A 12,187-nucleotide genomic window follows, 5' to 3' on the forward strand; every position below is an offset into this window, starting at 1 on the left:
TGGCATCGCCGAGTACGATGGCGGCATCTACGACGAGAACGGCCTGAATATAGATGCTGTGGACAAGCACCGTCAGCTGACTAAGTCCATCACGAATTTTCCAGGCGCAACCGACATTGCCGATTCCAATTCCATGCTCACGATGGCCTGCGACATTCTGGTGCCCGCCGCTCTGGAGAATCAGATTACCGACCAGAATGCCAGCGAAATAAAGGCCAAAGTCGTGGCCGAAGCCGCCAACGGCCCCGTTACCATGCGGGCGGAGGAGATTTTGCTCGAAAAAGGCATTACCATCATTCCTGACCTGTACCTGAATGCCGGGGGCGTAACGGTGTCGTACTTTGAGTGGCTCAAAAACTTGCAGAATGTGCGCTTCGGGCGGATGGGCAAGCGGGCCGACGAGAAGAGTTTCGATCGAATCATCGGCTCGGTCGAGGAGCTGACGGGAAAAACACTCGATCCCGCCGTTCGGGCTGACATAACCCACGGTTCCGACGAGGAGGACATCGTCCGCTCGGGGCTGGAAGATACCATGATCCTGGCCTACCACGAAATGCGTGACGCCTTGATTGCCAAGCCGGAGCTGGGCGACTTGCGCACAGCAGCTTTCTATATTTCAATCAAAAAAATCGCCCTCAGCTACGATATGCTGGGTATTTTTCCCTGATTGATGAAGGTAGTTCTGAATTCAAAAAGCGGCCGCCTTTCTTCACAAAGGCGACCGCTTTTTTTCGGTAAAATTCAGTTATTGGCTGATGCGAAGTCTACAATTTTACACCTCGCGAATATCCATCCGAATCCGCCAGTCTTTGGGCAGGTAGTTGTTCACCCGATTGCCAAGATTCTTCATCCAGCCCTGGTTCAGACCCTCGTGCCGGGCGAGCAACCAGCCTTTTGCTGTGTCGGCGGGTAGTTCGATGTTTTCTTTTTTCAAAAAACGCAGGCCCGTTTCCCGGTCGAGTTCCACGGCGGGCCAATCCGCCGCCACAGAAGTACTCATAGCCAAGCTATGGGCTGGGATGAAATCCTTTCCCTTGAACTGCCCGGCTTCGCGCAGCCACACGCCCTGCGGCAGGGCCGTATCCAGCAGCATTAGGTCGTTCCAAAGTTCGTTTGGCCCGAAAAGTACCGTCCCGTCGGGGCGTTGCAGGAAAAAGAGGGCTTCGGCATTCTGCACCCAATCGGCCAGGGCTGCTTCCTCGCGCTTCTTGAGGTCGCTCAGCTTGCTCATGTAGCGTCCGGTTTTGCCGCGGAAGGGCAGGCCGCGTGTTTGACGGAAGGCGGCGAAGTAAAAACCCTCACCCCGCAATCGGTGCGGGTAGCATTGGTAGCCCGAATCGCGCGAAACTACCCCCCACTCGGCGGGAAGTTTTACTTCAAGATATTCCAGGTTCTGCTGCTCGACCAACCAGGCGGCATTTTGGTCATTTTCGACTTCGTTGTAGGTGCAGGTACTGTATAGCAAAGTACCGCCGGGAGCCACCAGCTTTACAGCTGCCGCCAGAATTCGCCGTTGTCGGGCGGCGCACAACTGCACGTGTTCCGGCGACCACTCGCGTATGGCATCGGGGTCTTTGCGGAACAGCCCTTCACCCGAGCAGGGCGCATCTACCAGCACGAGGTCAAAAAAGCCATTCAGTTTGGCGAAGCCTTCCGGGTCGTAGCTGCTCGTGAAAGTGTGCGGATTTCCCCAGCGTTCCAAATTTTCCTGCAAAGGACTGACCCGACTGCGGATGACTTCATTCGCCAGCAGCAAACTACCCGGTGGCATCCACGACGCCAGCAGGGTACTTTTGCCGCCCGGCGCGGCGCACAGATCCAGAATCCGCAGTGGACGTGGTGCGGGAATTAGCTGCGAAAGTACCTCGTGCAAAATCATCGAAGAAGCCTCCTGCACGTAGTACCCGCCCGCGTGAAAAACCGGATCGAGCGTAAAAACCGGACGCGCGGGCAAAAAGTACCCTTCGGGGTGCCAGGGTACTTTCATTAGAGCCGAAGCATCGAAAGCCCGTTTCTCAGGATTCAGTCGAATGCTCACGGGCGGCTCCGTCCCAAGTGCTTTTTCAAAAAGGATAAAATCCGCCCCAAGTTGGGCCTGCATGGTAGTTTCGAAGTCGGAAGGGAGAGAGGAGTTTATGAGTTTAAAGTTTATGAGTTTATGAGTTTTTTGCCGAACCCAGAATTGTTCACTTTGTGCCTTTGTGCCATTGGACCGCTGGGCGGCGGATCGCCTTTTCTCCTCCAAAACTACTCCTTGTTGCTATCTACCTTGATCCGCTCCTCACGGTTAGCCAATTCCCAGGCGGTGTAGAAAACCAGTTTCACAATAGGTGCCTGCTTGTCGAACATGATTTTCTCGACATCATCGCCGGGGCGGTGGTAGTCTTCGTGGACACCCGTGAAATAGAAAATCACCGGAACGCCCTTCTTGGCAAAATTATAGTGGTCGGAGCGGTAGTAGAAGCGGTTCGGGTCTTTGGGGTCGTTGAAAGCATAGTCCAGCTTGTAGCCTATATGCGCTTCATTGGCCGCCTCGCTGATAGCGTGGAGTTCGGACGATAGCTTATCCGAGCCGATGATATAGACATACTTGGGGTCTTCGGCGTGTTCCTTATCTACGCGGCCGATCATGTCGATGTTCAGGTCGGCCACCGTGTTTTCTAGTGGCAGCAGCGGATTTTCGGAATAGTAAGACGAACCGAACAAGCCCTTTTCTTCGCCCGTCACGTTGAGGAACAGGATGCTGCGGCGTGGGCCGTTACCATCGGCCTTGGCCTGGCTGAATGCCTCGGCCAGTTCCAGCAGCGAGACGGTTCCCGAGCCGTCGTCGTCGGCCCCGTTGTTGATCTGTCCGTCGGGCGAAATGCCGATGTGATCCAGGTGGGCCGAAATGACCAAGACCTCATCCTTTTTATCCGTGCCTTCAAGAAAACCCGCTACGTTTTCGGTGGCAATGGTTTCACTCTTGCGTTCCACTTTTAGCGACACGGTGCCAATGGGTCCCTTTGCGATAGGTTGGCCTTTCTTGTCAATGTCCCCTTGAAAATTGTTCAACTTCTTTGGCGTAGTACGCAACAAAGCCGCACCTACGCCTTTGGAAACAGTAAATACCGCCATGTTGCTCAGCGATTCCTGAATGGGCTTCATACTCATGCCGCTCATGCGTCGCGCCATGATGGCCCGCTGCTTCACGAGTTGCTCGAACTCTTTGCCTTCTTTCTCCGATATCATGAAAACGTACTTCGCGCCCCTGGTCATCGCCGTGGCTGCCTTTTTCTGCCACGATTGCGGCCCGCTCCAGCTCGACACCTGGTCGCTGTCGTTGACGTAGTATTTGCCGCTGCGGTCTTTCGGCTCGCCCTCCAGGATCACGACTGCCTTGCCCGTCACGTCCAAATCTTTGTAATCGTTGTACAGGTTAGCGTCGATGCCATAGCCCGCGAATACCGTTGGGGCCGACACTTCGCCGTCGGTGTTCAACAAACCGTTGAGGTGGAAATCTTCGTTAAATACAAATTTCCGGCCATCGGCTTTGACATAGACATCGCCCCAGGTCCGGCGATAGAGATTATAGGGTTGAAGGTAGCTATTCGCTCCGGCGCTGTCGGTGGCGATGGGCGCGAGGCCATACATCTTGAAGTGCTTCGAAACGTAGTCGGCGGCTTTCTTCTGACCTTCCGAACCCGTATCGCGACCTTCCAGGCTGTCGGAAGCAATGATGACAAGGTGTTTTTTAAGGTCAGCGGGGGTAATGGTTTCGGCGTATTTCGTGGCCGTGTCCTGTGCCTGTATTTGAGAAAAGGTCAGCAACAACAAGCCGCCGAGGAAGTATTTGTTCATTCTTGAAAATTGATTGGTCTCTGGTAGAAACGAAAATGGGAGCGCTTCGTTTGTTCGCAAGACAAATAAAGTGAATCCGGCGGTGAATGCGAAATTTGGTAGTTGGACACCCCTTTCGTTCTGATTTTCGGGCTTTAAAAAGGCGAAGGCGTTAGAAACCCTCTCTACGCAGCTTTTAGCCGCAAATCCCTCTTTTATAAATGACAAACTCCCAACGCATCGGTTTTTGGGGCGGCTTGCTGGTCGCCCTTTTCATTGTAGTCATGCCCGCACCGGAAGGCATGGCTATTACCGCACAGCGCGCCGTAGCCGTGACGCTGCTCATGGCCATCTGGTGGCTCACCGAGGCGATACCGATTTACGTCACGGCCTTCGTGCCGATGGCGCTCTTCCCGCTGCTGGGCGTGCTCGAAACCGATGATGTAGCCGAAAGTTACGGCCACAGTTACGTCATCATGCTGTTGTGCGGTTTCTTCATCGCAAAGGTCATCGAGTCGCAGCAGCTGCACCGACGTATTGCCCTTACCGTTTTGAAAAGCCTGGGCAGCAATCAGCAGCGCATCATTCTCAGCTTCATGCTGGTGGCGGCATTTCTGTCCATGTGGATCGCCAACGTAGCGGTGGTGCTGCTCATGCTGCCGATCGCCACGGCGGTCATCGCCAAAACCGACGAGAGCGAAGGCGACGAAACCTCGCAGTTTGGCCTGGCGCTGATGCTCGCCACGGCCTATGCCTGTAGTATTGGCGGCACGGCCACGCTCATCGGGACGCCCGTTAACATGGTTTTTGCGGGCATCGTGGGCGAACTATTCCCGGCCGCGCCGGAGATCAATTTCTTTACCTGGCTCAAAATCGGCTTCCCGATGGTCGTGGTTTTCATTCCGGTGATCTGGCTTTACATTATCAAGTACTTTCGGATTTCCACCAAAATCAAAATCGACAACACTGCCTTCGCCCGCGAACTGGCCGCGCTCGGCCCAATGACCGACGGCGAGAAGAAAGCCTTCGGAGTATTTCTGTTCACGGCCATCGGTTGGGTCTTTCGCAGCGATTTCGATTTCGGCTCGTTCCGTGTGACGGGCTGGGGCACCTTGCTGGGCGTGGGCGACTACGTGCACGATGCCACGGTGGCCGTCGTCGGGGCCATCATGCTTTTTGCCATGACCAACAAAAAGACGGGGAAGCCGTTGCTTACCTGGCAGGAGGCCACCACGGTTCCCTGGGGGGTAGTTATGATTGTGGGCGGCGGCTACGCCATTGCCCGCAGTTTCCAGAAAACGGGCCTGGCCGGGTGGATCGGACAGCAGATGGACTTCATCGGCACCTACCCGCCGCTACTGATTTTGCTACTCGTAACTACCTTTATTGTCTTCCTGACCGAAATAAACTCCAATACCGCCACGGCCAACATCTTCCTGCCCGTGCTGGCGGCCGTAGCTGTTGCGGCAGGCATCAACCCGCTATTCCTGATGATTCCGGCGACCTTTGCCTGTTCTTTTGCATTCATGATGCCCTCCGGAACGGGCACCAACACTGTCATTTTCGCCAGCGGTAAGGTTTCGATTCCCGAAATGGCCAAGTGCGGGCTGTGGCTGAACCTGATTTCAGTCGTGCTCCTGACGGCCTTGCTGTACTTTGTGGTGATTCCGATTCTGGGCCTGGAAATGGCGCTGCCGGGGTGGATTGGGGGGTAGTTGGGTTGGATAGAATAGGTTTGTTCACGATTCAGAAACGATTTTTGTACCTTAGTAATTTGAGCCAAGAATCTATAAGCAGTTCAATCCATGCGATTTAAGTTGTGTAAAATCTGGACAAACTACCTCGGCGCAGCCCTACTGGGCCTCGGCCTGTTGTCCTGCGGGAGTTCGGTAGAAATCCCGCAGGAAATCGTGGCTTTGCAAGACAAACTACCCGAAAACGTCGATTATAACCGCCACATCAAGCCCATCCTGTCTGACCGCTGCTTCAAATGCCACGGACCCGACAAGAGCAAGATCGAAGCCGGGCTACAACTTGCCCACTACGAGGGTGCGACGATGAAGCTAAAAAGCGGAACCGTAGCCATCGACCCCGGCGATGTGGGAGGCAGCGAACTTGTTCGCCGTATCTTGAGCGACGACCCTGAGGAGGTCATGCCCATGCCCGCCAGCCACCTTACGTTATCGGATGAGGAAAAGGCGCTGCTCATCAAGTGGATCGACCAGGGGGCAAAGTACCAGGAGCATTGGTCTTTATCCAAAATCAAGAAGCCGGGCGTGCCGAAAGTGGGCAAGAGTGTTTGGGCGCGTTGGGGATTGAAAGACGATGAGGAAACTGGGTGGGTCAAAAATGAAATCGACCATTTTGCCCTCAGCATCATGAAGGAAAAAGGGCTGAAACCCAGTCCGCGAGCCGACAAAACTACCCTGTTGCGGCGTGTCTATATGGATCTGACCGGATTGCCGCCCACGCCTGAGGAGCTAAAAAGCTTCATGCAAGATGATTCGCCCAACGCCTACAAGAAGGTAGTTGACAAGCTCCTGCAGTCGCCGCACTACGGCGAGCAGCAAGCCGTGAGCTGGCTCGACCTGGCCCGCTACGCCGACTCGCACGGCTACCAGGACGACGGCCTGCGCACCTCCCACCCCTATCGCGATTGGGTGATCAAGTCTTTCAATGAAAACTTGTCGCTGGATAAATTCGTGACCTACCAGTTGGCAGGAGACCTGCTGCCCAAGCCCACTCAGGATATGATGATCGCCACGGCCTTCAACCGCCAACACGCGCAGAGTGAAGAAGACGGCATTGTGCCGGAGGAGTATATGGTCGAGTACGTCGCTGACCGCGCCAATACCTTCGGGAAAGCATTCCTGGGCCTGACGATGGAGTGTGCCCGCTGCCACGACCACAAGTACGATCCCATTAGCCAGAAGGATTACTACTCACTTTTTGCGTTTTTCAACAACATCAACGACCACGGTCAGGCGCCGCACCTGGCAGAAGCGTCGCCAGTCATCACGCTGCCCAAGCCCGAGGCGGCGGCGAAGTTGAAGTACATTCGCCATCGCCTGGCTGCGCTCGAAAAGCAAACCACCCGCGACTCGGCGGCGCTGTGGCAAAGATTCGAGTGGTGGCGCGGGCAAGGTACTAAGGCTAAGCTGATTCCCTCCGATACGGGCCTGGTCGTGGATGTGCCGTTCGATTTGGTGAAATTTAAGCAGACCGACGATGATGAGCCCAAAACTCAGCCCATTTTTCAGAACCGGGCTAACGACACGCTGCCCCTGGAAACGCGCGGCGACCTCGACGTGCTGCCCGTTCGGATCAAAAGTCCGCGCGGACTGGGGTTATTGATGAAGGGCGAAAGCTACGTCAGCGTACGGGAAACCAAAGGATGGTGGGATAAAAAAGGCTTCGACGCCGCCCGGACGGGCGTGTTCGAGCGGCACGAGCCCTTTACGGTGAGCTTGTGGACGGGCGTGACTGACCCTGCTTTTAACGGGCGCATTTTCAGTCGTCTGCCCAGCGCCTCCGGTGGGTTTCGGGGCTACGAGTGTGAACGACTGCCCGACGGGCGGCTGGCGTTCCGCATCAATAGCGTCTGGCCCGACAACGCCATCGACTTTGAGACTGATTTTGTGATGAAACCCAACCGCTGGACACACCTCACGATGACCTACGACGGCACGAGCCGCGCCGAAGGCTTGAAAGTGTACATCGATGGCCAGCCAGCCACGGGGCGCGTGGTAACGGATCGCCTCACGGGCAGCATTATCTGGGCCAAGGACCACAAGTACCAGAGTTCCGGCGGGCCGCAGAATTTTGCCCTAGGCCGGATGCATGTTTTTGCTTATAAAGATTACGTGGTGGATGAACTGAAAATCTTCAACCGCAGCCTCTCACCGCTGGAAGTGAAAGGCTTGGTACATGAGCAGGATTTTGTCAAAGAAGTTTTACGAATTTCCCCGGCAAAGCAGACAGCCGCGCAACGGGAAGCCCTCTTCGACTACTATATCACCAACATCGATCCTTCGGCGCAAAGCATAGCCGCTCATCGGCAACTACTCATTGGCGAGGAAACAGAAATCGTCACCGACGAGATCGACCTGATGGTTTCGCGGGAGCGAACCACCCCCCGTAAGTCGTATATCCTGGAACGGGGCGTGTATGACGCGCCCGGCGAGGAAGTACAACCCGAAACGCCGTTGCGGCTGGGCGCGTTGCCCGAAAACTACCCGCGCAATCGCCTTGGCCTGGCCAGGTGGTTGCTGGCCGAGGAAAACCCACTCTTCGCCCGGGTAATGGTCAACCGCTTCTGGCAGCAGTACTTTGGGGTCGGGCTGGTCAAGACGCAGGAAGACTTCGGCAATCAGGGCGAACTACCCTCGCACCCCGACCTGCTCGATTGGCTGGCCGTTAGCTACCGCGAAAGCGGCTGGAACACCAAAGCCCTCCTCCGGCAGATGGTACTTTCAGCCACTTATCAACAATCGTCGCGGGCTACCAAAGAACAGATCGAAGCCGATCCCGAGAACCGCTGGCTGGCGCGGGGCAGCAGCTACCGCCTGAGCGCCGAGCAGGTGCGCGACAACGCGCTGGCGGCAAGTGGCTTGCTGGTCAGGAAAATTGGTGGGCCGAGTGTTTATCCTTACCAACCCGAAGGAATCTGGGAAGCCCTCGCCACCCGCCGGGCCACCCACTACGAGCAGCAGCACGGCGACAGCCTCTACCGCCGCAGCATGTACACGATCTGGAAGCGTAGCAGTCCGCCGCCGATGATGCTTAACTTCGACTCGCCCGACCGCAGCCTGTGCACCGTGCGGCGGCAGAAAACCGCCACGCCGCTGCAAGCCCTCGTCACACTCAACGACCCGCAATTTGTGGAGGCCGCCCGGGTACTTGCGGAGCGAACGATGCAAAAAAAACCGACGCTGGACGCGCGAATCAGGTACTTTTTCCAATCGGCCCTGTCGCGAAATCCGAGGAAGGCAGAGTTGAGCATCTTGAAAGAACTTTACAAAACAGAGTACAGGGGTTTTGAAAAATCGCCCGAAAGAGTCGAGGCAGTGTTGAAAGCTGGCGAGCACGAGCGGTTGGACAAATCTTTGAAATCCGCAGAGGTTGCTGCTCTGACAGTAGTAGCGAATACGATTTTGAACTACGACGAGGCGATTGTGAAGCGATAGGAAATTTATCCATAACAGAAATGACCACAGAAATTCAAGATAAAATTCACGACCAGTTCAGCCGCCGTAACTTCCTGCAATCGGCAGGACTTGGTCTGGGAGCAGTGGCTTTGTCGTCACTCTTGCCCGGTGAGGCGAGGGCTGAAAGTACCCTTGGTACAAGCGGCCCGCACTTCCCACCCAAAGTCAAGCGCGTCATCTACCTGCACCAGAGCGGCGCGCCCTCGCAATTGGATTTGTTCGACTACAAGCCCAAACTGGAAGAAATGTGGGGCGAAGACTTGCCTGAGTCAATACGAAAGGGGCAGCGGCTCACGGGTATGAGCGCGGGACAGGCGTCATTTCCGCTGGCGGCTTCGGTCTTCAAATTTGCCAAACACGGGCGGAGTCAGGCGTGGCTGAGCGACCTGCTGCCCTATCATCGCAAAATTGTGGACGAGTTGTGTTTTGTAAAATCCATGCACACCGAACACATCAACCACGACCCGGCCATCACTTTCCTGCAAACCGGCAACCAGATCGGTGGTCGGCCGTCGATGGGTTCGTGGGCCAGCTACGGGCTGGGTTCCGAGAATAAGAATCTGCCTTCCTTCGTGGTACTTTTGTCAAAGGGCCGCAGCGGCGACCAGCCGCTCTACGCCAAGTTGTGGAGCAACGGATTTCTGTCGTCGGTGCATCAGGGGGTAGTTTTTCGGTCGGGGCAAGACCCGGTTTTTTATCTCAACAACCCCGAGGGCATCGACAAATCCTCGCGTCGGAATATGCTCAACGCCCTCACCAAACTGAGCGAAGACCAATATAAGCAGGTGCTCGACCCTGAGATTAACAGCCGGATGCAGCAGTACGAAATGGCTTACCGAATGCAGACCTCCGTGCCGGAAACGCTGGATATTTCCAGAGAACCCGACTACATTTTCGACATGTACGGTGAGGATAGCCGCCAGCCGGGTACTTTCGCGGCCAACTGCCTGCTGGCCCGCAAACTGGCCGAGAAAGACGTTCGCTTCATCCAACTCTACCACCAGGGCTGGGATCAGCACGGTGGTTTGCCCAAAGACATCAAGACGATGGCCAAGTCGGTCGATCAAGCCTCCTCGGCCCTGATTGTGGACTTGAAGCAACGCGGACTGCTGGACGACACGCTGTTAGTTTGGGGCGGTGAGTTTGGGCGCACCAACTACTCGCAGGGCAAGCTGACCAGAACCAACTACGGCCGCGATCACCACCCACGCGCCTTCACGGTGTATATGACGGGCGGCGGCATCAAGCGTGGCATCACGCACGGCGAGACGGACGAATTTGGCTATAACATTGCCCGCGACCCGGTGCATATCCACGACTTACAGGCTACGATCATGCACTTGCTGGGCGTCGATCACGAACAGCTTACCTTTAAGTTTCAGGGTCGCCGTTACCGCCTGACGGATGTGGCGGGGAAGGTGGTAAAGCCTATTCTTACTTGACCCAAAGGGGGTGTTATACACTACTCTGTTCTACACTTTACTTATCCTCAAATTTTAGTTTTACAATGAAAATCATACACACAGTACTACTGCTTTTAACGACGGCTACCCTGACTCTTGCCCAAAACTACCGGGACACCCACATCCGCTATGAACCCGTCGAGCTAACCGCCGAAGAGAAGAAAATTCTGTTGGAGTCCGTGCAAGACGACCACAAGAAATACGACCCGGCGGAGAAAATGATCACCTCCACGCTCAAAAACTACTACCAGTACCACACCGACGCCACTGACGGAATCCTTCACCAAACGCGCGGCTCGCTGCGATACGCGGCGAACCTGCTCGATCTGAACGACCCACAATACGAGCAGCGGGCCTTCGACATCATCCGCAAGACCATCTCGTTGCAGGACACCGTGCGGGCCAACAAGACGCACGGTATTTGGCCCTACTACCTGGAAGAGCCGCTGGCGACAAAGAAATCGCCCGCCGACTGGAACTGGGCCGATTTTCTGGGCGTGTCTCTGCTGGACATCTACATGGGTCACCAGCAGAGGTTACCCGCCGATTTGAAGGAGACCATCAAGAATTCACTGATCCGGGCCGCCGAGTCGATTCAGAAGCGCAATGTGGGGCCGGGCTACACCAATATCGCGATCATGGGTACGTACATGACTTACATGACCTCGCGCCTCTTCGACCTGCCCGAAATGCAGGACTATGCCGAAAAACGCCTGCAAAATTTCTACGACTACACCCTCGAAAATGGCTATACCGAATACAACAGCCCCACCTACACCCGCGTGGCCCTCGACGAACTGGTTCGTATGAAGGATCACATCGTGGATAAGGAGGCCAAAAAGAAAATTGACTACCTCTATGACCTGGCTTGGGATATGGTGGCCCGGCACTTCCACAAACCGTCGGGCCAGTGGGCGGGACCGCACAGCCGTTCGTACAGCTCTTTGATCAAGCCCGACTTCTACGCTATTCTGGACGAAGCCTCCGGCGGAAAAATCAAACTACCTTACACCCAGAAGCGCGGCGAGGTGAAGATCGAGCACGAAATTCCCCAAAAACTACTTCCTTATTTTCTTGACCCAAAGTACCCCCGCACCGAACGCGACGTGCTGAAAGTGGACGACCCGCAGGTGATCGGCACCTCCTACCTGACCGAAAAGTATGCCCTCTCGACCGCCAATCGTTCCAGCCTTTGGAATCAGCGTCGACCCTTTCTGGCTTACTGGGGGACACCCGAGCAACCGCACTATCTGCAAGTACGAATGCTGCACGATGACTATGATTTCAGCGCGGCTGATTTTTACAGCGACCAAAAAGAGAATGAAGTACTGGCAGCCGTCACGTTTTCGACCAACGGCGGCGACAAACACATCAGCATCGACCGTTTGCAGGAGGGCAAATTCAAGGCCAAAGACCTGCGGCTGCGGTTTGAATTTGGCAAAGTGTCGCCGGATGAAATGACGCTGCCCTCATCCGCCGATGCTCCCTTTACGATCGACGTGGACGGCCTGCAATTCAGCATTCTGCTGTACCTGGCGGAGTTCGATGGCTTGAAGGGAAATTGGGAAAAAGGCAGTGATACGGATGCGGCTTGGGTGGACTACGTACTGTATTCTGGGGGCGAAAAGGATTTTGACCTGACCGCAATGAACGAAGCCGCGCTGGGCTTTGCTTTCCAACTCACCGAAGTGGGGAAGC

6 protein-coding genes and 1 pseudogene are annotated in these 12,187 nt (G+C 55.5%); 5 read left to right on the forward strand and 2 right to left on the reverse strand.

What is annotated here, in order from left to right:
• Nucleotides 1–667, forward strand: a pseudogene (locus tag ACEW8P_RS00395) (Glu/Leu/Phe/Val dehydrogenase); the annotation flags it as partial.
• A gap of 105 nt (nucleotides 668–772) precedes the next feature.
• Here the strand turns inward: ACEW8P_RS00395 and ACEW8P_RS00400 are convergent.
• Both ACEW8P_RS00400 and ACEW8P_RS00405 read right to left on the reverse strand, forming a co-directional pair.
• Complete coding sequence (locus tag ACEW8P_RS00400; RefSeq protein WP_373511139.1) at nucleotides 773–2,152, reverse strand: RNA methyltransferase; 1,380 nt, start codon at nucleotides 2,150–2,152, stop codon at nucleotides 773–775.
• Between the two features lie 95 nt (nucleotides 2,153–2,247).
• Nucleotides 2,248–3,840 carry a M28 family peptidase gene (locus ACEW8P_RS00405; protein WP_373511134.1) on the reverse strand — a complete coding sequence of 531 codons (1,593 nt, stop codon included), beginning with the start codon at nucleotides 3,838–3,840 and terminating at the stop codon, nucleotides 2,248–2,250.
• 200 nt (nucleotides 3,841–4,040) lie between these two features.
• On the opposite strand from ACEW8P_RS00405, the gene ACEW8P_RS00410 reads away from it, so the two are divergent.
• From ACEW8P_RS00410 to ACEW8P_RS00425, 4 genes are all read left to right on the forward strand, one after another.
• Nucleotides 4,041–5,534: a DASS family sodium-coupled anion symporter gene (locus ACEW8P_RS00410; RefSeq protein WP_373511135.1), complete on the forward strand. Its 1,494-nt coding sequence runs from the start codon at nucleotides 4,041–4,043 to the stop codon at nucleotides 5,532–5,534.
• Nucleotides 5,535–5,624: 90 nt separating this feature from the next.
• Nucleotides 5,625–9,005, forward strand: coding sequence for a DUF1553 domain-containing protein (locus tag ACEW8P_RS00415; RefSeq protein WP_373511136.1), 3,381 nt, complete (start codon nucleotides 5,625–5,627; stop codon nucleotides 9,003–9,005).
• 20 nt (nucleotides 9,006–9,025) lie between these two features.
• The gene (locus ACEW8P_RS00420; protein ID WP_373511137.1) at nucleotides 9,026–10,468 is read left to right on the forward strand and encodes a DUF1501 domain-containing protein; all 1,443 of its coding nucleotides are present in this window, start codon (nucleotides 9,026–9,028) and stop codon (nucleotides 10,466–10,468) included.
• Nucleotides 10,469–10,533: 65 nt separating this feature from the next.
• Nucleotides 10,534–12,187: hypothetical protein (locus ACEW8P_RS00425; protein ID WP_373511138.1), on the forward strand; the 1,654-nt coding region annotated here is incomplete at its 3' end.

This window comes from Persicitalea sp. (assembly GCF_041751555.1).
In the GTDB taxonomy this organism is placed as follows: domain Bacteria; phylum Bacteroidota; class Bacteroidia; order Cytophagales; family Spirosomataceae; genus Persicitalea.

Bases quoted from the DNA above. Each gene is read 5' to 3' on its own strand.
- ACEW8P_RS00405 (WP_373511134.1), bottom strand. From the start codon at position 3,840: ATGAACAAATACTTCCTCGGCGGCTTGTTGTTGCTGACCTTTTCTCAA.
- ACEW8P_RS00410 (WP_373511135.1), top strand. From the start codon at position 4,041: ATGACAAACTCCCAACGCATCGGTTTTTGGGGCGGCTTGCTGGTCGCC.
- ACEW8P_RS00415 (WP_373511136.1), top strand. From the start codon at position 5,625: ATGCGATTTAAGTTGTGTAAAATCTGGACAAACTACCTCGGCGCAGCC.
- ACEW8P_RS00420 (WP_373511137.1), top strand. From the start codon at position 9,026: ATGACCACAGAAATTCAAGATAAAATTCACGACCAGTTCAGCCGCCGT.